The 22908-nt window shown below is 58.5% G+C and carries 19 protein-coding genes and 4 tRNA genes; 15 read left to right on the top strand and 8 right to left on the bottom strand.

The window, feature by feature from the left end; all coding sequences use genetic code 11:
• The first annotated feature begins 17 nt into the window (after positions 1-17).
• The gene (locus PPUTUW4_RS08700) at positions 18-767 is read left to right on the top strand and encodes a TerC family protein (protein WP_007977136.1); all 750 of its coding nucleotides are present in this window, start codon (positions 18-20) and stop codon (positions 765-767) included.
• A gap of 69 nt (positions 768-836) precedes the next feature.
• Here PPUTUW4_RS08700 and PPUTUW4_RS30020 read toward each other — a convergent pair whose 3' ends face one another.
• Entirely contained in the window at positions 837-1004 is a 168-nt protein-coding gene (locus PPUTUW4_RS30020; RefSeq protein WP_177325097.1) for a hypothetical protein, read from the bottom strand.
• A 179-nt stretch (positions 1005-1183) separates the two neighbouring features.
• On the opposite strand from PPUTUW4_RS30020, the gene PPUTUW4_RS08710 reads away from it, so the two are divergent.
• The 3 genes from PPUTUW4_RS08710 (at position 1184) to PPUTUW4_RS08720 (ending at position 2446) form a co-directional block, all read left to right on the top strand.
• Positions 1184-1918, top strand: a complete 735-nt coding sequence (locus PPUTUW4_RS08710) for a peptidase C39 family protein (RefSeq protein WP_015094296.1) — start codon at positions 1184-1186, stop codon at positions 1916-1918.
• Positions 1919-2006: 88 nt separating this feature from the next.
• Positions 2007-2213, top strand: coding sequence for a DUF6021 family protein (locus PPUTUW4_RS08715; RefSeq protein ID WP_015094297.1), 207 nt, complete (start codon positions 2007-2009; stop codon positions 2211-2213).
• A 17-nt stretch (positions 2214-2230) separates the two neighbouring features.
• Positions 2231-2446, top strand: a complete 216-nt coding sequence (locus PPUTUW4_RS08720) for a hypothetical protein (protein WP_015094298.1) — start codon at positions 2231-2233, stop codon at positions 2444-2446.
• A 341-nt stretch (positions 2447-2787) separates the two neighbouring features.
• Here the strand turns inward: PPUTUW4_RS08720 and pbpG are convergent, their stop codons facing one another.
• Positions 2788-3726 carry a D-alanyl-D-alanine endopeptidase gene (gene pbpG / locus PPUTUW4_RS08725; RefSeq protein ID WP_015094299.1) on the bottom strand — a complete coding sequence of 313 codons (939 nt, stop codon included), beginning with the start codon at positions 3724-3726 and terminating at the stop codon, positions 2788-2790.
• A gap of 237 nt (positions 3727-3963) precedes the next feature.
• Positions 3964-4818, bottom strand: a complete 855-nt coding sequence (gene folD, locus PPUTUW4_RS08730; protein WP_015094300.1) for a bifunctional methylenetetrahydrofolate dehydrogenase/methenyltetrahydrofolate cyclohydrolase FolD — start codon at positions 4816-4818, stop codon at positions 3964-3966.
• Between the two features lie 274 nt (positions 4819-5092).
• Between folD and PPUTUW4_RS08735 the strand changes: the two genes are divergently transcribed.
• The 11 genes from PPUTUW4_RS08735 to PPUTUW4_RS08785 all read left to right on the top strand — a co-directional run bounded on the left by PPUTUW4_RS08735 (position 5093) and on the right by PPUTUW4_RS08785 (position 15596).
• A tRNA-Arg gene (locus tag PPUTUW4_RS08735) sits at positions 5093-5169 on the top strand.
• A 32-nt stretch (positions 5170-5201) separates the two neighbouring features.
• Positions 5202-5277: transfer RNA gene (locus tag PPUTUW4_RS08740), tRNA-His, on the top strand.
• Positions 5278-5333: 56 nt separating this feature from the next.
• Positions 5334-5418 (top strand) — tRNA-Leu (locus tag PPUTUW4_RS08745).
• 77 nt (positions 5419-5495) lie between these two features.
• Positions 5496-5571: transfer RNA gene (locus tag PPUTUW4_RS08750), tRNA-His, on the top strand.
• Positions 5572-5956: 385 nt separating this feature from the next.
• Complete coding sequence (tig, locus tag PPUTUW4_RS08755; RefSeq protein WP_015094301.1) at positions 5957-7267, top strand: trigger factor; 1311 nt, start codon at positions 5957-5959, stop codon at positions 7265-7267.
• Between the two features lie 93 nt (positions 7268-7360).
• The gene (clpP, locus tag PPUTUW4_RS08760; protein WP_015094302.1) at positions 7361-7996 is read left to right on the top strand and encodes an ATP-dependent Clp endopeptidase proteolytic subunit ClpP; all 636 of its coding nucleotides are present in this window, start codon (positions 7361-7363) and stop codon (positions 7994-7996) included.
• A gap of 112 nt (positions 7997-8108) precedes the next feature.
• The gene (clpX, locus tag PPUTUW4_RS08765; RefSeq protein ID WP_007982210.1) at positions 8109-9392 is read left to right on the top strand and encodes an ATP-dependent Clp protease ATP-binding subunit ClpX; all 1284 of its coding nucleotides are present in this window, start codon (positions 8109-8111) and stop codon (positions 9390-9392) included.
• 225 nt (positions 9393-9617) lie between these two features.
• On the top strand, positions 9618-12014 hold the full coding sequence (gene lon / locus PPUTUW4_RS08770; protein ID WP_015094303.1) for an endopeptidase La: 2397 nt from the start codon (positions 9618-9620) through the stop codon (positions 12012-12014).
• A gap of 149 nt (positions 12015-12163) precedes the next feature.
• Complete coding sequence (locus tag PPUTUW4_RS08775) at positions 12164-12436, top strand: HU family DNA-binding protein (RefSeq protein WP_002552737.1); 273 nt, start codon at positions 12164-12166, stop codon at positions 12434-12436.
• A gap of 233 nt (positions 12437-12669) precedes the next feature.
• Complete coding sequence (locus PPUTUW4_RS08780; protein WP_015094304.1) at positions 12670-14541, top strand: SurA N-terminal domain-containing protein; 1872 nt, start codon at positions 12670-12672, stop codon at positions 14539-14541.
• A gap of 203 nt (positions 14542-14744) precedes the next feature.
• Positions 14745-15596, top strand: a complete 852-nt coding sequence (locus PPUTUW4_RS08785; protein ID WP_015094305.1) for a DUF2242 domain-containing protein — start codon at positions 14745-14747, stop codon at positions 15594-15596.
• 344 nt (positions 15597-15940) lie between these two features.
• On the opposite strand, the gene PPUTUW4_RS08790 is transcribed toward PPUTUW4_RS08785, so the two are convergent.
• From PPUTUW4_RS08790 to PPUTUW4_RS08810, 5 genes are all read right to left on the bottom strand, one after another.
• On the bottom strand, positions 15941-16981 hold the full coding sequence (locus PPUTUW4_RS08790; protein WP_015094307.1) for an AraC family transcriptional regulator: 1041 nt from the start codon (positions 16979-16981) through the stop codon (positions 15941-15943).
• 3 nt (positions 16982-16984) lie between these two features.
• Positions 16985-18115, bottom strand: coding sequence for a carbon-nitrogen hydrolase family protein (locus tag PPUTUW4_RS08795; protein WP_015094308.1), 1131 nt, complete (start codon positions 18113-18115; stop codon positions 16985-16987).
• 233 nt (positions 18116-18348) lie between these two features.
• Positions 18349-19677 carry a TolC family outer membrane protein gene (locus tag PPUTUW4_RS08800; protein ID WP_015094309.1) on the bottom strand — a complete coding sequence of 443 codons (1329 nt, stop codon included), beginning with the start codon at positions 19675-19677 and terminating at the stop codon, positions 18349-18351.
• Position 19678: 1 nt separating this feature from the next.
• Positions 19679-21019: an HlyD family type I secretion periplasmic adaptor subunit gene (locus PPUTUW4_RS08805; RefSeq protein ID WP_015094310.1), complete on the bottom strand. Its 1341-nt coding sequence runs from the start codon at positions 21017-21019 to the stop codon at positions 19679-19681.
• A gap of 6 nt (positions 21020-21025) precedes the next feature.
• Positions 21026-22762, bottom strand: coding sequence for a type I secretion system permease/ATPase (locus PPUTUW4_RS08810; RefSeq protein WP_015094311.1), 1737 nt, complete (start codon positions 22760-22762; stop codon positions 21026-21028).
• Positions 22763-22908: the final 146 nt, after the last annotated feature.

Below are 22908 nucleotides of genomic sequence, written 5' to 3' on the forward strand. Positions count from 1 at the left end.
CGAGTCAGGACTGACCCATGGACTACCTTTTACAACTTGCCGCCAGCCCCACTGCCTGGGTTGCCCTGGCCACCCTGGTGGTGATGGAAATCGTGCTCGGCATCGATAACCTGATCTTCATTTCGATCCTGACCAACAAGCTGCCCGAGCAACACAGGCAGAAGGCGCGGCGCATCGGTATCGGCATGGCGCTGATCCTGCGATTGGGTCTGCTGAGCACCATCGCGTTCATCGTCCAGTTGACCGCTCCGGTGATCGAGATTCTCGGCCACGCGTTTTCCTGGAAAGACATGATCCTGATCGCCGGTGGCCTGTTCCTGTTGTGGAAGGCGACCACCGAGATCCATCACAGCATGGACCCGGCGCCGGATGATCCGACGTCCAAGACATCCACCGTGACCCTGGGCTTTGCTGCGGCGATCGGCCAGATCCTGATGCTGGACATGGTGTTTTCCATCGACAGCATCATTACCGCTGTCGGCATGACCGAGCATTTGCCGATCATGATTATCGCGGTGGTGGTGTCGGTGCTGGTGATGTTGTTTGCCGCTGATCCGTTGGCCAAGTTCATCAACGACAACCCGACGGTGGTGATGCTGGCCCTGGGCTTCCTGATCATGATCGGCATGACACTGATTGCCGAAGGCTTCGGCGCCCATGTACCGAAAGGCTACGTCTATGCGGCCATGGCATTCTCGGCTTCGATCGAGGTGTTGAACATGATGTCCCGCCGGGCCCGGCAGAAGCAGGTAAACGCTGACGCTTGACGGTAGATGAAAGCAAAACGGCCGCCTGAACCCAGGCGGCCGTTTTCGTTTGTTTGAGGAAAATATCGGTCAGTGAGCGTTGGCGTGTTGGCTGCGCGTCTCGTCCGCTTCTGGCGCCGTTGCGGGCGGGGCAGGGTGATGGTGGTGGCGAGTGATGCGCAGCACGCCCCACAGCATGGCAGCGGCTACCGCCAGCCAGCTGCAAATCAACATCGCAATGATCATGGTCAGGCTCATCTGTGCCTCCTCTTTGCCCTGCTGCGGGCACACACGCTTCACTGTCGTCTCTTTAGAACACAGTTTAGCCGTTACTGCATTTCAGACTATTGACCGAAAGTCGGCAGTCACCAACCAGTTCGCTCTATCGAATGCACGCGTCTGCCGTTTAAAGCTATACCCGGGCAGCGCGGCGACCTATGATCGACGACCGAGCCAGAAATGGGATTGCCTGGCGTCTGAACCTGAACAAGAGAGAGCTGATGGTGCGGGTATTTTCTCGAATTTTGTCGGCCATGCTGATGGCCGGTTGCGTGGCGAGTCTGGCGGGGTGTGCCGGGAGCGTTGCACCCGAGATCAAGCGTTTGCCGGAGCGAGTCGAACTCAGCGGCCGATTCTACAGGGGCGATGCGTATCAAAGCGGACCGCAGGTGCTGGCCAGCATGTTGTCCCAGCAGGGCATCGTGATCACCCCAGGCTTGCTCGAAAAGCCCTTGCATTTGCCGGGGGGCGAAGCGCAATTGCAACAGAACATGCAGAATCTGGCCCGCGAGTACGGGATGGTGGTTTATTCCCTCGACAGCAACCTTGCGGCCTTGTTGACGCAGGTCGCCGCCGGTTATCCGGTGATGGTGCGCTTCACCGAGGGCTCGGCCATGTGGGCCGAACCGCGTTACGCCATTCTGGCCGGCTACAACCGTCAGAAGCAGACGGTCCTGTTGCGCGCGGGGATGAACCGCCGCGAACTGATGAGCTTCAGCGCCTTCGAGTCGGCATTCAAGGACGCCGGTGGCTGGGCCGTGCTGATCCAGAATCCGACGCAAATCCCGTCTCAGGTCGATCAGCAGCGCTGGCTCAAGGCCGCCAACGATCTGGCCCAAGCCGGTCAGGAGCAGGCCGCCGCCAAGGCGAAAAAAGCCCTGGCCGCACACTAAGTCCGTTGGTCACCCGACGGGCACCATCGCTCGTCGCCGGCCTCTGATCTTCAAAGGCCCGGTTCCGGGCCGAGATCAGGAGGCACCCATGGCTCACTCCACAACGCCCGTCGGTCCGCACTCGTCTGAACATTCGTCTGGCGATGAGCTGGGTTTCGACCCCGATTCCCCGGACCTTGCCGATCCTCAGGTCGACCCGATCGGGCCCGCCAAGGCACCGAGGGACGTGAAGCCGGGTGACAACCCCAAGGCTCCGGCCAAGCCCTACGATCCACTGGGTGATCTGAAACCTTAGGTTCAATGGAGGTGTGTATGTCTACCGATTCCAGTTTTGACGACAAACGTCCGGAAACCGTCCCCACGACCCCGGAGCAAAGCACCGATCCGGTGATGGATCCGGACAGCCCGTTGAGGGATCCCATGGCGCGGCCAACGGTGGTGCCCACTGAAAAACCGAAGGGGTGGAGAGATCCAAGTACCGGCGACGGCATCCCTGATGACGACCAGATGCCGCTGCCCAACGACTGAATAGCCGGCGAAAAAAAGGTTCTTCACGCAACCCCGGGGAACACCGATCCTCGTAGGATCCGGCTTGCTGGCGATGACGGCCACTTATGGTTCCGGTCTTACGGGGGGGGGGGGGCACTTGGAAAAACGGAACGCCGCCCGGCCTGTAGGAGCGAGCTTGCTCGCGATGGAGGTCAACGATGATGCGGGGAGCCTGACACCCCGCGGTGCTCTCAGGCTTTTCGTCGGAACGCCGCCCGGAGCAAGCTCGCTCCTACAGGTATTTCGTAATCTGTGTTCCGTGAATCACCAAAAAAAAAGCCCCGAGTGATCGGGGCTTTTTTAATATGTTTGCAGCAAGGTTACTGCGACGCCTCAACCACGCCACTCTGCCGCTGCTTGAGGTTCTTGTCTGCCTTGTACTGCAAGGCTACGGAAGGCACGTCTGCGCTCTTTCCGCTCTCTACCCAATTACGCATGCGCGTGGCATCGGCAAAATGGGTGTACTTGCCATAGGCGTCAAGGATCACCAGGGCCACCGGGCGATTACTCATTCGGGTCACCAGCACCAGGCAGTGGCCTGCTTCGTTGGTGAAACCGGTTTTTGTCAGCTGGATGTCCCAGTCCGGCTTGCGGACCAAATGGTCGGTGTTGCGAAAACCCAGGCTGTAGTTGGGCTTACGGAACGAAACGGTTTTTTCCTTGGTCGTGCTCAGTTCGGTAAGCAGCGGGTACTTGTGCGCGGCGATCAACAGTTTGCTCAAATCGCGAGCGGTCGAAACGTTGCGCGGGGAGAGTCCGGTCGGCTCGACGAAATGCGTGTTGGTCATGCCCAAGGCCCGGGCCTTGGCGTTCATGGCAGCAATGAACGCGGCATAGCCTCCCGGATAGTGGTGGGCCAGGCTTGCGGCGGCGCGGTTTTCGGATGACATCAGGGCAATCAGCAACATTTCCCGGCGCGGCAGTTCGCTCTTGAGCTTGACCCGGGAGTACACGCCTTTCATTTCCGGTGTGTCGCTGATGTTGATGTTGATGTATTCATCCATGTTCTGGCGGGCTTCGACCACGACCAGGCCGGTCATCAGTTTGCTGACGGACGCGATGGGGACGACGACGTCAGGATTGCTGGCATAGATGACTTTGTTGGTTTGCATGTCCAGCAGCAGGGAGCTGCCGGAAGCGAGCTTGAGTGTCTTCGTATCTCGCGGTGCTGCGGTGGTCTCGTCAGCACTGGCGATTGGCGTGAGGAAAGTCCCTGTAACTGCAAAAAATAGGCTCAGGATGGAAAGACGGATTTTCACGCTGGCAGACTCACAAAGTGTTGATAGGCCGTTCTGTAACGGGCTATTTCGTAAAAAGCGCGACATTCTGGAGTATGGCTGAATAACTGTCGATGGTTGTTCAAACAACAGGCGAAAGTCCTGAGAAACATGAAAAAAATGTCATTTTCCGTCGGGTGGTCGAGTGTGTTTCGCAGGCAAAAAGAACCCCGCCAAGGGCGGGGTTCTTCGATTCGCTGTCAGCGTCTGCGGTGAAACTCAGCTGTGCAGGGTTTCAGCGGCGTAGAGGGTGTTTTCCAGCAGGCAGGCACGGGTCATCGGGCCAACGCCGCCCGGCACCGGAGTGATCCAGCCGGCGCGGGGCAGGGCGGTTTCATAGATCACGTCACCGACCAGCTTGCCATCGTCCTGACGGTTGATGCCGACATCGATCACGATCGCGCCTTCCTTGATCCATTCGCCCTTGACCAGTCCCGGCTTGCCGGCGGCGACGACGACCAGGTCCGCACGGCCGACATGCCCGGCCAGGTCCTTGGTAAAGCGGTGGGTGACGGTCACGGTGCAACCGGCCAGCAGCAATTCCATCGCCATCGGGCGGCCAACGATATTGGACGCACCGACGACCACGGCATTCATCCCGTAAAGATCGACCCCGGTGCTTTCCAGCAGGGTCATGATGCCTTTGGGGGTGCATGGGCGCAGTAGCGGGATACGCTGGGCCAGGCGACCGACGTTATAAGGATGGAAACCGTCGACGTCTTTGTCCGGACGAATGCGCTCCAGCAGTCTGGAGGCGTCCAGGTGTTCGGGAAGCGGAAGCTGAAGCAGGACGCCGTCGATCGCAGGATCGTCGTTCAGGCGATCGATCAGCTCGGTCAGCGCTTCTTGAGTGGTTTCGGAAGGCAGGTCATAAGCTTGGGACAGAAAGCCGACCTCTTCACAGTCTTTACGCTTGTGCGAGACATAAACCTGAGAGGCAGGATCGCTACCGACCAGGATCACCGCGAGGCCGGGCGTGCGCAGGCCTTGCTGGCGACGCTCGGTGACACGTTGGGCGATCTGCTGGCGCAGGCAGGCGGCGATCGATTTGCCGTCGATTAGTTGTGCAGTCATTGCGCGTGATTAACCATCGAGAGGGGAAAAAAAGAGAACGCATTCTCGCATGTCATGCGGTGAGGGCAAAGGCGCTTGGTCTGCAAATTCCCCTAACTCCTTTAATTAAATGAATTTTTTTTAAAAAGGATTTGACGACCTTCAGGTGGCTCTATACTATTCGTCGCACTTGTCGGGCACAGCCTAGCACTGGTTAAGAAGGTTGAGCGGGATTACGGTTCTGCGAGACTGGAAAGCACTTAGTTTGTAGTCCTCCAAGGGTACAGCTAACAAGGCGCCCGTAGCTCAGCTGGATAGAGCATCCGCCTTCTAAGCGGATGGTCGCAGGTTCGAGTCCTGCCGGGTGCGCCATTAGGCAGCTTTGGCACAAGTAACGCGATATGGTGGGCGTAGCTCAGTTGGTAGAGCACGGGATTGTGACTCCCGTTGTCGTGGGTTCGATCCCCATCGTCCACCCCATATTTCGAAAGGCGCCAGATTAACAGTCTGGCGCCTTTGCTTTAACGGCTTCATCCGCGGATGTGGTGGAATTGGTAGACACACTGGATTTAGGTTCCAGCGCCGCGAGGCGTAAGAGTTCGAGTCTCTTCATCCGCACCAAATAAAGCTTCGATCAGGCTGTTGGCCTGGCTGGAGCTTGATAAAGAAGTTGTTTGGCTTCTTTAACAGGCAATATGGTGGGCGTAGCTCAGTTGGTAGAGCACGGGATTGTGACTCCCGTTGTCGTGGGTTCGATCCCCATCGTCCACCCCATATTTCGAAAGGCGCCAGATTGAAAAGTCTGGCGCCTTTTTTGTTTCGGCGGCCGCAAGTTCCGGGTCGCAGGGGCGGGGCGTTTCGTCGTATTTATGTTTCTCGATGATGCCGTCCTGTCCGCCGGTCCTGTGTGCGGGGCTGGCTGTCAGGGAGATGATTGGCGACCTCTTCTATATAGGAAGGGTCGGCGCAGAGCCCTGGCGTGATTGGTTGTATTTGCCATCGGGGCGAGGTGCATTCGTGCATTCGCACCTATAAATTGCCTGCTGCTTTTTTACCCGTTTTCAGTAGGGTGACTTCTTGAGTTTGACCCACTAGAATGCATGCCCTTGATTCTGGGGTCGGAAACGGCCGGCTAACGTCTGTGCAACGAGGAATATCCATGCAAGTTTCTGTTGAAAATACTACTGCTCTTGAGCGCCGCATGAGCGTCACCGTGCCGGCTGAGCGCATCGAGAGCCAGGTCAACAAGCGTCTGCAGCAGACCGCCCAAAAGGCCAAGATTGCTGGCTTCCGTCCAGGCAAAGTGCCAATGAGCGAAATCAAGCGCCGTTTCGGTGCCGATGCTCGCCAGGAAGCTGTAGGCGACGTGATCCAGTCCTCCTTCTACGAAGCTGTGGTTGAGCAGAAGCTGAACCCGGCTGGTTCGCCATCGATCGAGCCTAAATCCCTGGAAGCGGGCAAGGACCTGGAATACGTCGCTGTTTTCGAAGTGTTCCCTGAGTTCACCGTTGCCGGTTTTGACGGTATCGCCGTCGAGCGTCTGAGCGCTGACGTGACTGACGCCGATCTGGACAAGATGCTGGAAATCCTGCGCAAGCAGAACACCCGTTTCGAAGTGGCCGATCGCGCTGCCCAGAACGAAGACCAGCTGAACATCGATTTCGTCGGCAAGGTCGACGGTGAAGTGTTCGCCGGCGGTTCCGCCAAGGGTACCCAGCTGGTCCTGGGTTCCGGCCGCATGATCCCTGGTTTCGAAGATGGCCTGGTTGGCGCCAAGGCCGGTGAAGAACGCGTTCTGAACCTGACTTTCCCAGAGGACTATCAGAACCTGGACCTGGCTGGCAAAACTGCCGAGTTCACCGTGACTGTCAACACCGTTTCCGAGCCAAAGCTGCCAGAACTGACTGAAGAGTTCTTCGCTCAATTCGGCATCAAGGAAACCGGTCTGGAAGGCTTCCGCGCCGAAGTTCGCAAGAACATGGAGCGTGAACTGCGTCAGGCGATCAAATCCAAGGTCAAGAATCAGGTAATGGATGGTCTGCTGGCCACCAACCCGATCGAAGTGCCAAAGGCTCTGCTGTCCAACGAAGTTGACCGTCTGCGCGTGCAGGCCGTCCAGCAGTTCGGCGGCAACATCAAGCCTGACCAACTGCCGGCCGAGCTGTTCGAAGAGCAAGCCAAGCGCCGCGTAGTGCTGGGCCTGATCGTGGCTGAAGTGGTCAAGCAATTCGACCTCAAGCCGGACGAAACCCGCGTTCGCGAGATGATTCAGGAAATGGCTTCGGCCTATCAGGAGCCTGAGCAAGTTGTGTCCTGGTACTACAAAAACGACCAGCAACTGAACGAAGTTCGTTCGGTTGTGCTGGAAGAGCAAGTTGTGGATACTGTTCTGCAGAAAGCTAGCGTGACCGACAAATCGGTCTCTTACGAAGAAGCGGTCAAGCCGGTAGAAGCACCACAAGCCGACTGATCACTTTTGCGGTAAGAAGCAATCACCATAAGCCAGCCTTCGTGCTGGCTTATGCGTATTCAAGACATAACTATTTGGGAGTGACTGCAGAGCATGTTCCGTAATTCGTATATTCAGCAGAACTCTGATATCCAGGCCGCAGGCGGCCTGGTCCCGATGGTTGTCGAGCAGTCCGCTCGTGGCGAGCGCGCCTACGACATCTACTCGCGCCTGCTCAAGGAGCGAGTGATCTTTCTGGTTGGCCCGGTAGAGGACTACATGGCCAACCTGATCTGTGCGCAACTGCTGTTCCTTGAAGCGGAAAACCCGGACAAGGACATCCATCTCTATATCAACTCCCCGGGCGGTTCGGTGACGGCGGGCATGTCGATCTACGACACCATGCAGTTCATCAAGCCCAATGTGTCAACCACCTGTATCGGTCAGGCGTGCAGCATGGGCGCATTCCTGCTGACGGCCGGTGCCCAGGGCAAGCGTTACTGCCTGCCGAACTCGCGTGTGATGATTCACCAGCCACTGGGCGGTTTCCAGGGCCAGGCGTCGGATATCGAAATCCACGCCAAGGAAATCCTCTTCATTCGTGAGCGTCTCAACACGCTGATGGCCAAGCACAGCGGGCGCACGCTTGAAGAAATCGAGCGCGATACCAACCGCGATAATTTCATGAGTGCGGACGCTGCGCGTGAGTACGGGCTGATCGACGAAGTGATCAGTCAGCGCCCTGCTTAAAATAAGCAGCTCAAAATAAGGTTGGTCGGCGGGTCCGATCACCTGCGGGCTTGAAAAAGCCCGCAATAGCCTTCATCTTGTGTTGCAAGCCTATCGGATTTGGATCGAACGAATGACTGACACCCGCAACGGCGAGGACAACGGCAAGCTGCTCTATTGCTCCTTCTGTGGCAAAAGCCAGCATGAAGTACGCAAATTGATTGCCGGCCCCTCGGTCTTTATCTGCGACGAGTGCGTCGACCTGTGCAATGACATCATCCGCGAGGAGGTGCAGGAAGCACAGGCCGAAAGCAGCGCGCATAAATTGCCTTCGCCTAAAGAAATCAGCGGCATCCTTGATCAGTATGTGATTGGTCAGGAGCGTGCGAAAAAGGTTCTGGCCGTAGCGGTGTACAACCACTACAAGCGCCTGAATCAGCGTGACAAAAAGAATGACGACGTCGAACTCGGCAAGAGCAACATCCTGCTGATCGGCCCGACAGGCTCGGGTAAGACCCTGCTTGCCGAAACCCTGGCTCGCTTGCTGAACGTTCCGTTCACCATCGCCGACGCAACCACCCTCACCGAGGCGGGTTACGTGGGTGAAGATGTCGAGAACATCATTCAGAAGCTGCTGCAGAAATGCGATTACGACGTGGAAAAGGCCCAGATGGGTATTGTCTACATCGATGAAATCGACAAGATTTCGCGCAAATCCGATAACCCGTCGATCACCCGGGACGTTTCCGGTGAAGGCGTGCAGCAGGCCCTGCTCAAGTTGATCGAAGGCACGGTCGCTTCCGTTCCGCCTCAAGGTGGTCGCAAGCATCCGCAGCAGGAATTCCTTCAGGTCGACACCCGTAACATCCTGTTCATCTGCGGCGGTGCGTTCTCCGGTCTGGAAAAGGTTATTCAAAACCGTTCCACCAAGGGCGGTATCGGTTTCAACGCGGAAGTGCGCAGCAAGGAAGAAGGCAAGAAAGTAGGTGAGTCCCTGCGTGAAGTCGAGCCTGACGATCTGGTCAAGTTCGGTCTGATCCCGGAATTCGTCGGTCGCCTGCCGGTGCTTGCAACGCTGGACGAGCTTGACGAGGCTGCGTTGATGCAGATCCTCACTGAGCCGAAAAATGCTCTGACCAAGCAGTATGCCAAGCTGTTCGAGATGGAAGGCGTTGATCTGGAATTCCGTTCCGACGCTCTGAAATCGGTCGCCAAGCGTGCCCTGGAGCGTAAAACCGGTGCCCGTGGCCTGCGTTCGATTCTCGAAGGTGTATTGCTCGACACTATGTATGAAATCCCCTCGCAATCCGAGGTGAGCAAAGTAGTGATCGATGAAAGCGTGATAGAAGGCAAGTCCAAGCCACTGTATATCTATGAAAACAGTGAGCCGACCGCCAAGGCCGCGCCAGACGCTTAAGCGTCACGCAGCTTGAACAAAGAAGGGGCCTTCGGGCCCCTTTTCTTTTGTGGGAGCTGGCTTGCCAGCGAAGGCGACCTGACAGCCAGCCATTTTCTCAAGCTTCTTCGGGCTGAGATCTTTTACTGCTTTTATCCGCTTGTTTTTTTCGAAACTAGACCCCATCTTGGTTTCAAGCTTACTTCCATCTGTTTACGGCCTTACGGCCGCCGTAGAGGCGAAATCATGAAGACCACCATTGAATTGCCTCTCCTGCCATTGCGTGATGTCGTGGTTTATCCGCACATGGTTATCCCGCTGTTCGTGGGGCGCGAGAAATCCATCGAAGCCCTCGAGGCTGCGATGACGGGTGACAAGCAGATTCTTCTGCTGGCGCAGAGAAACCCGGCTGACGACGATCCCGGTGAAGAGGCTCTGTACCGCGTTGGTACGATTGCCACCGTTCTGCAGCTGCTGAAGCTGCCTGACGGCACGGTCAAGGTCCTGGTCGAAGGTGAGCAGCGGGGCGCCGTTGAGCGCTTCAGCGAAGTGGACGGCCACTGCCGTGCTGAAGTCTCCCTGATCGACGAAGTTGATGCACCAGAGCGCGAGTCGGAAGTGTTCGTTCGCAGCCTGCTGTCCCAGTTCGAGCAATACGTGCAGTTGGGCAAGAAAGTCCCGGCTGAAGTCCTCTCGTCGCTCAACAGCATCGATGAGCCAGGCCGCCTGGTGGACACCATGGCTGCGCACATGGCCCTGAAGATCGAGCAGAAGCAGGAAATACTCGAAATCATCGATCTGTCGGCCCGGGTCGAGCACGTTCTGGCGTTGCTTGATGCCGAGATCGATCTGCTGCAAGTCGAAAAACGCATTCGCGGCCGCGTCAAGAAGCAAATGGAGCGCAGTCAGCGCGAGTACTACCTGAACGAGCAGATGAAGGCCATTCAGAAAGAGCTCGGTGACAGCGACGAAGGTCATAACGAAGTCGAAGAGCTGAAAAAGCGTATCGACGCCGCCGGCCTGCCGAAAGACGCACTGGCCAAGGCGACGGCCGAACTGAACAAGCTCAAGCAGATGTCACCGATGTCCGCGGAAGCAACCGTGGTGCGTTCGTACATCGACTGGCTGGTTCAGGTGCCGTGGAAGGCCCAGAGCAAGGTGCGCCTGGATCTGGCGCGTGCCGAAGACATTCTGGATGCCGACCACTATGGCCTCGAAGAAGTCAAAGAACGCATCCTCGAATACCTCGCCGTGCAAAAACGCGTGAAGAAGATTCGTGGTCCGGTGCTGTGCCTGGTCGGTCCTCCCGGGGTGGGTAAAACGTCCCTGGCGGAGTCGATTGCTCATGCCACCAACCGCAAGTTCGTACGCATGGCTCTCGGTGGCGTGCGTGACGAGGCGGAAATTCGTGGTCATCGCCGTACTTACATCGGTTCGATGCCAGGAAGATTGATTCAAAAGATGACAAAAGTGGGCGTGCGCAACCCGCTGTTCCTGCTCGATGAAATCGACAAAATGGGCAGCGACATGCGCGGCGACCCGGCATCGGCGTTGCTGGAAGTGCTCGATCCCGAGCAGAACCACAATTTCAACGATCACTATCTGGAAGTCGATTACGACCTGTCCGATGTGATGTTCCTGTGCACCTCGAACTCGATGAACATTCCGCCGGCGCTGCTGGACCGGATGGAAGTGATCCGTCTGCCTGGCTACACCGAAGACGAGAAGATCAACATCGCCGTGAAGTACCTTTCGCCGAAGCAGATCACTGCCAACGGATTGAAAAAAGGCGAGCTGGAATTCGACGCCGAAGCGATTCGCGACATCATCCGCTACTACACCCGAGAAGCCGGTGTGCGTGGCCTTGAGCGGCAGATTGCCAAGGTGTGCCGCAAGGCCGTCAAGGAACATGCGCTGGAAAAACGCTTCTCGGTGAAGGTCACCGCAGACATGCTGGAGCACTTCCTGGGCGTGCGTAAATTCCGTTATGGCCTGGCCGAGCAGCAGGATCAGATCGGCCAGGTGACCGGGCTGGCGTGGACTCAGGTGGGTGGCGAACTGCTGACCATCGAAGCCGCCGTGGTACCGGGCAAGGGCCAGTTGATCAAGACCGGTTCCCTGGGTGATGTGATGGTCGAGTCGATCACGGCCGCATTGACCGTTGTTCGCAGTCGGGCGAAGAGCCTGGGCATTCCCCTGGACTTCCATGAGAAGCGCGACACGCACATCCATATGCCTGAAGGGGCAACCCCGAAAGACGGTCCTAGCGCTGGCGTGGGCATGTGTACGGCCCTGGTTTCGGCATTGACCGGCATTCCGGTACGCGCGGATGTCGCCATGACCGGCGAAATCACTTTGCGTGGCCAGGTGCTGGCCATTGGCGGCTTGAAAGAAAAACTGCTGGCTGCCCATCGTGGCGGGATCAAGACCGTGATCATTCCTGAAGAGAATGTGCGCGATCTCAAAGAGATTCCGGACAATATCAAGCAGGATCTACAGATTAAACCGGTTAAATGGATTGACGAGGTCCTGCAAATTGCGTTGCAATACGCGCCGGAGCCCTTGCCGGACGTGGCTCCGGAGATAGTCGCGAAGGATGAGAAACGCGACGCGGATTCTAAGGAAAGAATTAGTACGCATTAGTACGTATTTGCCTGGGGGGCTTCCTTGACAGTTTTTTAGAGCCCTTGTTATAAAGCGGCTCTTAAGTGTCTGTAGGCCATTCAGCACTCGTTTTTGCTTTCACCAAAAAAACTTAGAATCATACTCAAATAGATATAAGGGGACTTAGAGTGAACAAGTCGGAACTGATTGATGCTATCGCTGCATCCGCTGATATCCCGAAAGCTGCTGCTGGCCGTGCGCTGGACGCTGTAATCGAATCCGTCACTGGCGCTCTCAAGGCTGGCGACTCTGTTGTTCTGGTAGGTTTCGGTACTTTCTCCGTAACCGATCGTCCAGCTCGCATTGGTCGTAACCCACAGACCGGTAAGACGCTGGAAATCGCAGCAGCCAAAAAACCAGGTTTCAAAGCCGGTAAAGCACTGAAAGAAGCTGTCAACTAAGTTCGATTCAGGTTTTTACCCATCCGGGTCGGGGTCATGCCTGACTTGGCAGCGGAGCGGCAGTCCTGACTGCAGGTCGCCGGTTCAAGACACCAAGGGTCGCCAGTTCGAGCCTTTGATCCGCTCCGCCAGTTACGAGAAGGCGCATCCTCGGATGCGCCTTTCTTCTATCCGGATTCTACCCACGCTCCACGGTTGCCTAATTTTGAAGTTCAACCGTTTCTGGGGGACGCATGCTGCAGAATATCAGGGACAATTCACAAGGCTGGATTGCCAAGACTATTATCGGGGTCATCGTTGCACTGATGGCCTTGACCGGTTTCGACGCCATTTTCCAGGCCACGACGAGCAAGAATGAAGCGGCGAAGGTCAACGGTGAAGAAATCAGCCAGAACGAGCTGAGCCAGGCGGTGGATATGCAACGCCGCCAGCTCATGCAACAGCTGGGCAAGGATTTCGATGCTTCCTTGCTGGATGAAAAAATGTTGCGCGAATCGGCTCTCAAGGGCCTGATCGATCGCAAGCTGCTGCTGCAAGGCGCAGAACAATCGAAGTTTGCCTTTTCCGAAGCGGCACTTGATCAGGTCATCCTGCAAACACCGGAATTTCAGGTTGATGGCAAGTTCAGCTCCGAGCGTTTCGACCAGGTGATTCGCCAGCTCGGCTATAGCCGCATGCAATTCCGCCAGATGCTGGCTCAGGAAATGCTGATTGGCCAGCTGCGTGCCGGTCTGGCCGGTAGCGGCTTCGTGACCGATGCGCAGGTGCTGGCGTTTGCCCGTCTGGAAAAACAGACCCGCGATTTCGCTTCGCTGAACATCAAGGCTGATCCGTCGGCTGTGAAGCTGACCGACGAAGAGGTCAAGGCCTATTACGACGAGCACGCCAAGGAGTTCATGACGCCGGATCAGGTGGTCATCGATTACCTCGAGTTGAAGAAGTCTTCCTTCTTTGACCAGGTCAGCGTCAGCGACGAAGAACTGCAAGCGGCCTATCAGAAAGAAATCGCGAACCTGTCCGAGCAACGCCGGGCTGCGCATATTCTGATTGAAGTGAACGACAAGACCACCGAGGCACAAGCCAAAGCGAAGATCGAAGAGATCCAGGCCCGTCTGGCCAAGGGTGAGCAGTTCGAGGCGCTGGCCAAGGAGTTCTCCCAGGATCCGGGTTCGGCGAACAACGGCGGTGACCTGGGTTATGCCGGTGCTGGCGTCTACGATCCGGCGTTCGAAAAAGCCCTGTATTCGTTGGCCAAAGACCAGGTTTCGACGCCGGTTCGCACCGACTTCGGTTTTCACCTGATCAAGCTGTTGGGTGTGGAAGCGCCTGAAGTGCCAACTTTCGCCAGCCTGAAAGACAAGCTGACCCGCGCGCTGAAAACCCAGCAGGTCGAGCAGCGTTTCGTTGAGGCGAGCAAGCAGCTGGAAGACGCCTCGTTCGAAGCGTCCGATCTGGCTCAGCCGGCGCAGGACCTGAAACTGACCGTACAGACGACCAAGCCGTTCGGTCGCGAAGGCGGAGAGGGTATTGCAGCCAACCGTGCCGTGATCACTGCCGCGTTCAGCCCGGAAGTCCTGGATGAGGGTGCGAACAGCACCGCCATCGAGCTCGATCCGGAAACCGTGATCGTGTTGCGTGCCAAGGAGCACCTGAAGCCTTCGCAGTTGCCGCTGGAAAGTGTTTCTGCTGCAATCCGGGTACAGCTGGCCAAGGAGCACGCCAGCGCCGATGCCAAGACCAAGGCTGAAGCCTTGATTGCCAGCCTGCGCGATGGCAAGACCCCGCTGGATCAGGCAGTCGACGGCCAGGCCTGGAAAGTCACCGAAGCGGCGACTCGCGCTCAGGAAGGGGTCGACCCTGCTGTGCTGCAAGCGCTGTTCCGCATGGCGAAGCCTGCGGCCAAGGACAAGCCGACCTTCACCAGCGTGACGCTGGCCGATGGTAGCCTGATGATCGTGCGCCTCAATGGCGTGAACGAAGCAGCGGCACCGACCGAAGAAGAGAAAGCGCAGTACCGTCGCTACCTCGCTTCGCGCATCGGCCAGCAAGACTTTGCGGCGTATCGCAAGCAACTGGAAAGCCAGGCAGACATCAAGAAATACTGATGCCTTTGCAGGTTTAGCGCTACACAGAAGACCCCGGCCGAAACGCCGGGGTCTTTTTGTTGTGCCGTACGTCAATTGCCGCGGTGACTTTTGTGCAAAACCGGGGTCAATCAGCCTGTAACCGTTTTAAGACACAATCGATACTCCGCTAAGCATCGATCTGTTGCACAATATGCCCCGAACCGTTTTCCTCAGGATGTTCAATGTTTAAATCATTTCCCATGCGGATTGTCGGCGTGGCTGCCGTGCTGGCCGTTGCAGCCGGTTGTTCATCGAACAAGGCTGCCATCTACGAGCATGAGAACTTCGACGATTCCGGCACCTTTTCCCGAAACTATCCGGTCACCGATATCCAGACCTGTGAAGCCGCCCGCCGCGCCTTGCTCAGCCAGGGTTACATCATCACCAGCAACGATCCGAAGCTGGTCAGCGGTCACAAGAGCTTCCAGCAGACCGGCGAGAACCACATGGAGATCAGCTTCAATGTGGTGTGTGCCGATGACGGTAGTGAAGGGCACCACGCGACCGTGTTCGCCAACGCCCTGCAGGATCGTTATGCGCTGAAGAAAACCAACAACTCCGCCAGTCTTGGTGTGGGTGTGCTGGGCTCGGTGTCGATGCCGATCGGTTCCTCTGACGACTCGATGGTCAAGGTCGCCAGCGAAACCGTATCGTCTGCCAAGTTCTACGAGCGTTTCTTTGCACTGGTCGAACTGTTCCTGCCGCCAGAAGCGAAGAAGGCTGCGCATATCCCCGAAAAGCCGAAAACAGACCTGGGGATGCCTGAAGCCAAGGCAGTACCGGCTCCCCTGGCGCCTGCAGCGACCACTGCGCCGATCGCAGAGCCAGCCCCGGTAATCCCGGCACCGGCTCCAGTGGAACCCGCTCCAGCGGCCTCTGAGCCGGTCATGCCGCCGCCTGAAGCGGCACCGATCACCCCGGTGCAGAGCATGGATCCGGCACCGTCGGTAGAAACCATCACGCCACCGACAAATCCGACAGACATGCCGCCGCCGAGCGAGGCGATTCCGGCGATGCCTGTCACCGGTCAGTGATTGTTCGCGTTACGGGATCGGCCAGCGAGTAACGATCCCGTAGCGAGCGCATGGATTGATCTGCGTCAAGCAAGGCCGCTGTCCTGTGGCCTCCCGCGAAAAAACCCAATGATAAATTCCTGACCAGCTGCTACGTTTTATTCAGTAGCGACGCAGTGTCGTGTCCGCGTCATTTTTCTTTCATGCGGGCACTTTATGCTCAAGGGGCTGGTCATTTATTCAAGCGTTTTCAATGCATGTCGGGGGATTCAACAATGGACGATTATCAAGAAGAACTGCTCGAGTATCAGGCTTTCGAACTGGACCCGCTGGAGCCGGCGGAAGACGCTACCGAGCTGTAGGCATCAGGCGGACTGGCGATGGCTGCGGCGAAACTCGCCGGGAGTCTGCCCGTTCCAGCGTTTGAATGCGCGTTGAAAGGCTTCGGCTGAAGCAAAGCCCAGCAGGTAGGCGATTTCCCCGAACGCCAGTTCGGTGTCGCGTATGTAGGTCATGGCCAGATCGCGACGGGTTTCATTGAGGATTGCGCGAAATTGCGTGCCTTCCTCGGCAAGTTTGCGGCGCAGGGTCCAGGTGGGCAGCTTCAGGCGTGCCGCCACTTCTTCCAGGTCGGGCTCCCGGCCACCATTGAGCAAGGGGCCCAGCAGCGCGATGATGCGCTCACGCAGGCTGCGGGTGCGTGTCAGTTGTTCCAGCTCTTGCTCGCACAGTTGCAGCAAATGCCGCCAGGTGCTCGGGCAATGCTCGGGGTTGCGCTGGGCGAGGCTTGCCAGGCTCAAGCGCAGTTGATTGCGTTCGCTGCCAAACTGGATCGGACAGTCACCCAGAACGTCATAAGCCGCGCGGTAACCGGGTTCGTCGAATTCGATCTCGATACGTTCGGCGCGCAGCGGGATGGGGCTGACACTGGATAATTGCTGCAACCAGCCCGCAATGATCGAATCCACCACGAAGCGGTTGTAGGCGTTGTAGGGGCTGATCGAATAGAAGCGCAGCCAGGCACCCTGGGCGTCTTCGTGGAAGCTTGATTGGCCGCGATAATTGGAACCATACAAGGCTTCGAAGCGGATCAGACAGCGTGCGGCTTCACGTACTGTGGGTGCCTGGGCGGCGGTGACCCCTGCGAGGCCGATCTGGCTCAGGCGACTGAGTTGACCCATGCGTAAGCCAAGGGCCGGGTTGTCGGTGAGTTGAATGGCGCCGTGGCCCAGGCGCATGTAGCGCGGTATTGACAGGCGGGCACCGGCCTCGCTCAGTCGTGCTGCATCGAGGCCGTATTGATCGAGCAGTGGCTGCGGATCGACGCCATGGCTGCGCACGGCATCGGCCAGGCTATGAACAAAGCCCACCGACAGATCGCCGAGGCGCATCGGCTGCGGTTTCATGGCTTACAACCAGAGGTTCAGCAAGCGCGCACCCTGGGCGTTGCCGTCGGCAAAATGCTGGCCGTTGCGGCTGAGGAAACTGTGCCCGGCGCTGCCCTGATCCCAGAACTGACCCCGCAGGAACACACTCATGCCAGCGACAGCCTGGCTGGCCGGTACCCGGGTCGTGAGGGTCAGGCGCTGCCAGGCCTGGCCTTCGCTGACTTCTCCGGGCTTGAGGTTGAGCGACGCCGGTTCCGATGACCTCCCGTAGCCACGCCACGGCTGCTCCCAGTTGCCACGGCCGGGAACAAAGGCCGGTACCGCAACCAGCTGTACGCTCTGGTCGTTGAGCTTGAGGTAGTTTTCCGGGTACCAGCTGTCGTGGCCGATCAATACGCCCAACCTTCCTGCGGGGGTATCAACGACGTTGAGCGAGTGGTCGGCGTTCGCCTTGATCACGTTCTGTTCTGCGAAGAACGGGTGCATCTGGCGCTGGGGCTGGCCGATCGGCAGGCCATCGTTGTTGAACACCACACTGCTGTTGTACAGCGCGCCGCGACCGATTTTCAAGGTGCCGTCGATGATGCTCGGTTCGGGCAGCACGATGGAGCCCGCGACCAGCGTCACGTGGAATTCCCTGGCCAATCCTCCGAACAACGCCTGGTAGTCTCTGGCCATCGCCTTGGCTTTCATGCGCAGGTGGGCATCATCCAGGCGGTTGCCACCCTCGGCGCTGATCAATGCCCTGGCGAACTTGAGGGGATTGCTCACCGCCAGCCAGTTCATGGCCTCCTTGAGGGTGCTGGCCTGATACAACTCATCTTTTTCGCCGCTGACCATCAGCCAGGTACCGACGTGTTCCGGCAACACGACGACGGTCTTGCCGTTCAACAAACCCTGGTCCCGGGCTGCTTGCAAATAGGCCGCGAGCTTGCGGTGCAAACGCTCGGGGCTTTGATAATCGGTAGGAAACAGTTCGGGCTGAATGCCCAGCAGATTGCCACGATCGGCAGGCGTACCCTGGTCGACAGCCAGGTTGATCCGCAGGTCCGAAAGGTAGTGACCCACCGGCCGGTCCGCGGCCCACATCGCGTAGGTCGTGAGGGCGGCGAGCAACGCCATGGAGAATGTCAGGTACAAAAGTTTGCGCATGGGGACACAGTTTACAGCCTGGAGCCGGGCGTGGCTTTTCATTTGGAACCGGATTAAGCATAAAGGGAATCAAGGGCTTGGTGGGCAAATTTCACGCTGACGGTTTTTTGCGGTCGGCGGCCTTTCTGCATCGAGATGCAGCACTGAATGACCGGGTTAAACGCGAGGGGAATTGAGGGGGAGGGGGGGCGCCGGTCAGCCACCATTTTGCTCGACCGGCCGGCAGGAGAACGTTAGTTGGTGACCAGCAGTTCCGGGCCGAGGTAGTCGTTGATCTGGTCGATATCGTCGTCGCCCAGGCTGCCCACCGAAGAAGCCAGGCGCAGACGCGACATCAAATAGCGCAACTTGGCATCGAACAGGTCGTGACGCGCAACGAAGAGCAGCTCTTCGGCATTGAGTACGTCCGAGTTGGTGCTGGTGCCACCTTCCTTGAAGCCCTTGCGTGTCGATGCAAGCGAGCGTTCGTTGGACGCTACTGCCTTTTCCAGGGCGCGAATGCGTTTGGCGCCGCTGAGTATGCCTTGATACTCACGGGTGGTTCCGGTGATGACTTCCTGACGCGCGGCGTCAAGCTCATCCAGGGCCTTGTCGCTATTGGCGCTGGCCTGGCGCGTCAGTGCGCTGACGCCGCCACCGCTGTACAGCGGGATATTGACTTCCAGCCCGATCGAGCCGTAGCGGTTGCGTTGGTTCAACTCGGAGAGCGATTGGCTCTCACCCGCGGTGTAGCCGGCGATGAAATCCAGTGTTGGCCAGTGGCCGGCCCTGGCGCGCTTCACTTCTTCTGCGGCAAGGTCGCGGCTATAGCGGCGCGCATGGATCAGCGGGCTGTCGGTCTGGGCCTTGACCAACCAGTCCTGCAGGTTGCTCGGCAGCAGCGGCGGTGTATCGAAACTCGGACGCAAGGTGGTCAGCGATTCGGGAGTTTCACCGATATATTCCTCAAGCTTGGCGCGCGCGTTGACCAGATTGTCCTGCGCTTCGATCAGTTCGGCTTCGGCAAGGTCGCGGCGGGCGGCTGACTCGTCGATGTCGGTGATGGTGCCGGCCCCCAACTCCATGCGCCGTTTCGCCGAGGCGAGTTGCTCATCGAAGGCGGTCAGCTTGGACTTGGCCAGGGTGATGGTTTCGCTGGCCAGGAGCACGTCGAAATAGCTTTCGGCCAGGCGCACCGCGGCGTCCTGGCTCTTGGCATCGAATACCGCGTTGCTGTAGTCGGCACGTTGCTGACCCTGGCGGTACTCAGCCATCTTCTGTTTGTTGAACAGCGGCTGGCGCAGGCGCACGTTGGCGCCCTTGGAGTCGTAGTGCAGATCATTGTCGATGTTGTTCTGGCTTTGGGAACCGTTGACCTTGTTGTTGTAGGCCGAGGCGTTGATCTGCGGCAGCAGGCCGGCCTTGCCGATGGCGCGGTTTTCGCCGCCGGCTTGTTTTTCATGCACGGCGGCCTGGTAGATAGGGCCCTGGTACTGCAACAGATCCCAGGCTTGCTTGAGGTCCATGGCGTCAGCCGGCAGGGCCAACCCCAACAAGCAGAAGAGCAGGCAATGACGTTCCATTTCATTGTTCCTTGAATGAGCTGTCCACGCGTTCGAGCATTGGTTTAAGAAGATAGCTCATCATGTTGCGTTCGCCGGTCTTGATGGTGACGGTGGCGGGCATGCCGGGGCGAATGTGATTGCTGCCAAGCAGGTTCATGCCGTCGGGCGTGACTTCCACCTGGGCCAGATAGAAGGGTTGTTTGCTTTCCTCGTCCATCAGGCGGTCGGCGGAGATGGTCAGCACGCGACCTGGGATGTTTGGCGTCTGGGCATGGTTGAAGGCCGGGAAGGCGATGTCCACGGGCAAGCCGGGGACCATCTTGTCGATGGCCTGCACGGGAATCATCGCGTCGACCTGCAACGGTTCGTTGAGCGGAACGATTTCCATGATCTTGAAGCCGGGCTGAATGACCCCGCCGACGGTGGCAATGCTCAGGCCCTGGACCATGCCATCGATTGGCGAGCGAATCACCGTGTGGGTCACTTCATAGTCGAGTGCGCGCAAGCGGTCGGCCAGGGTGGTGTTTTCCTTGGCGGTTTCAGTCAACTGCGATTCGACTTCCTTGAGGTAATCGTGCTGGCGCTGCAGGATGCGCAGCTTGATTTCGGTGGTCTGGCTGCGCACGCGGGCGATGTTGTTGAGGTTCTCGGCCTGGCCGGCGGAGAGGTCGGCGTTGCTGCGTTCCAGCTCGAGCAGGCGATTGCGCGGCACATAGCCTTCAGCCGACAGCACGCGGGTGCCCTGCAGTTCCTGATTGAGGAAGCCGATCTGCGAAGCGCGGGCGCTGTAGACCTGTTGCAGGCCCTTGAGCTGCACTGCCGACGCTGCCAGGTTCTCCTGCAGGATGCTGATTTCGCCAGCGAGTCCGGCGCGGCGGGTGTCCAGCAGGCGCTGCTGCAGGTCCATGGCGGCCTCCAGGCGGTAGTCACCCTTGAAGCGCTTGAGCAACTCGGGATCGTAGGTCACTACATCGCGACCGTCTCGTTCCGCTTCCAGGCGGTTTTCCACGGTCTTGCTGACGATGTACTGAGCGCTGATCGCACCCTCTTCGGCAGCGGCACGCAACGAGTCGAGGCGGACCACTTCCTGTCCTTTTTTCACCAAATCGCCTTCGCGAACGAGTATGGCTTCCACGGTACCGCCGGTGAGGTGCTGTACGGCTTTGCGATTGTTGGTGACTTTGACCGTGCCGGTCGCGACCACGCCGGCATCCAGTGGTGCCAGCCAGGACCACAGGAGGAAGCCGCCGAACCCGGCGAGCACCAGCCACACGCCCCATCGCGTGGGTCTGCCGACGTCCAGGTCTACCGCGCTGCGGGGATCGGCAGGAATCATCTCGGTGTGTTGGCTCAGTTGCATGATCGGTCACTCCCGTGCTTTGACGGAGGCCAGCGGAGTCGACGCGCCTGCAGGCATCACACTGGCCTTGCGCAGCGCTGCGAATACTTCATCGCGCGTGCCGAGCATCTGCACGCCGCCGTCACGCAGCATCAGCACCTTGTCGACGGCGCAGAGTACGTTGGGACGGTGGGAAATCAGGACGACGGTGGCGCCACGGCCCTTGAGTTCGGCGAGCGCATCGACCAGGGCCTTTTCGCCGACGTCATCGAGGTTGGCGTTCGGCTCATCCAGCACGATCAGATTGGGCTCGCCATACAGTGCGCGGGCCAAGGCGATTCGCTGTTTCTGGCCACCGGAAAGCGGGCTGCCATCGGTGCCCAGGCGGGTGTCATAACCCTGCGGAAAACGCAGGATCATCTCGTGCACACCGGTGCTCTTGGCGGCGCGGATGACCGCTTCACTGTCCACTTCGCCAAAACGCGCAATGTTGTCGGCGATGTTGCCCTCGAACAGCTCCACGTCCTGTGGCAGATAACCGAGCCAGGGGCCGAGTTCGCCCTTGTTCCAGGTGAATATGTCCGCGCCGTCCAGGCGCACCTTGCCGGCCTGCGCCGGCCAGACCCCGACCAGCAGGCGGGCGAGGGTGGATTTGCCCGAGGCGGACGGGCCGATGATGCCAAGGCTTTCACCGGGGACCAGACTGAAGCCCACGCCGCGTAGAATCGTGTTGTTGGTACCAGGGGCCCCGGCATACACATTCTCCACTGCCAGCATGCCCTGCGGCCGCTGCAGCGACATGCTCGGTGGCCGGCGCGGAAAGTCTTGCAGCATCTCGTTGAGCCGGCCCCAGGCCGAGCGGCAGCCGAGCAGTTGCTTCCACGATGCGATGACCTGTTCCACCGGGCCCAGTGCACGGCCGGTGAGGATCGAGCAGGCAATCATCATCCCCGGGGTGATCTTGCCTTCGATCGCCAGCAGCGCGCCGGCGCCGAGGATCAGTGACTGCAGTGTGATACGCACGAAGCGTCCGGTACTGCTGATCAAGGCGGCGCGGTCGGAGGCCAGGGTCTGCATTTCCAGGATGCGCAAATGGCTATTGAACCAGCGCTTGCTGATCGACGGCAGCATGCCCATGGCCTCGATGACCTCGGCATTGCGCAGGTTGTTGTTGGCGTATTGGGCTGAGGACATGGCGGCCTGATTGGCTTCGGCCAGCGGCTTCTGCGTCGACTTTTCTGTGAGATAAGCCAGGCCTATCAGAATCAGGGAGCCGATCAGCGTGATCAGCCCGAGTATCGGGTGGATCAGATAGGCGACCAACAGGTAGATCGGCGTCCACGGTGCATCAAAGAAGGCGAACAGGGAATTGCCGGTGACGAACTGACGAACCTGGGAGAGATCTTGCAGGGCCTGGGCCGGATTACCTCCGGCGCGGTTCAGGTTGCGTTCGAATGCAGCGTTGAAAACGCGTCGGTTGAGGTCCATGTCGAGGCAGTTGCCGACCCGGATCAGCACCTTGGTGCGGACCATTTCCAGCGTGGACATCAACAGGAAAAGACCCACCACCAGCACAGTCAGCATTGTCAGCGTCGTAACGTTCCGACTGACCAGGGCTCGATCATAGACCTGCAGCATATAAATAGCTGGCGTCAACATCATGACGTTTATGACGCCGCTGAACGCTGCCAGCGAATAAAAGCTGCGCCGCAGGCGAAACAGCGCGTCGGCCAGTTCGGAACGGATGCTCGACTGCTTGGGCATGGTGATCCTCCCACTTCGAAAAGGCGGTTGCCCTAGGGACGCAACAGCTAACAGTAAATGTAGTCCCTTAAACGACTTATGCACACGCAGGCTGGTCGCTCTGTGAATGGCGAGTCTTCCGAAATCTCTGCGTTGCTCCCTTATGC

Origin of the sequence: Pseudomonas sp. UW4 (assembly GCF_000316175.1) — a bacterium.
Taxonomy (GTDB): Bacteria; Pseudomonadota; Gammaproteobacteria; order Pseudomonadales; family Pseudomonadaceae; genus Aquipseudomonas; species Aquipseudomonas laurylsulfatiphila.